A 513-nucleotide genomic window follows, 5' to 3' on the forward strand; every position below is an offset into this window, starting at 1 on the left:
TTAATAAATAAAACGAAGTCAGCCATCCGCTACAGGATGGCTGACTTTGTTAAATTTCCACTTTCACATCGGCGCTTTTCTTAAGCTTTTCGACCTGCTGTCCGAGTTTTTCCTGTCTTTTTTGCTGTTTGAGCATATCTTGGATTTGCTGTTTGACATCGTCAAACGCAGGTGTGTTTTTCTGTCCGCTGTCTTTTTGCTGTGCGGCAAATTGATCATAATAGTCTTTGATTTCTTTGTCTGTAACCTGATCTGTCGGCAGTTCTTTGTCAATATATTTCTCTGTTTTGATGCTGTCGGCAATGTCGCTTTTCAGCGTGTTCATGTTTAAGCCTGCTTTTTTGACCGCTTCCTCAAAATCTTGCTCGTTTTTATACTGCTTTTTGCTTTCGTCCAGCTGTTTTTCAATTTCTTTCTCAGATGCTTTGTAGCCTTTTTTGTCCGCTTCCTGCGTAATTAATGCCTGTCCGATCAGGCTGTCGATCGCCTGCTTTTTGATTTGCTGCGCCGCAT

General features: G+C 41.7%; 1 protein-coding gene. It reads right to left on the reverse strand.

The window, feature by feature from the left end:
• Nucleotides 1-49: 49 nt before the first annotated feature.
• Nucleotides 50-513 (reverse strand): SurA N-terminal domain-containing protein (locus ACWHAR_RS32205; RefSeq protein WP_452089065.1); only part of this gene is annotated, 464 nt, incomplete at its 5' end.

The organism is Bacillus sp. LR--39, assembly GCF_053613335.1.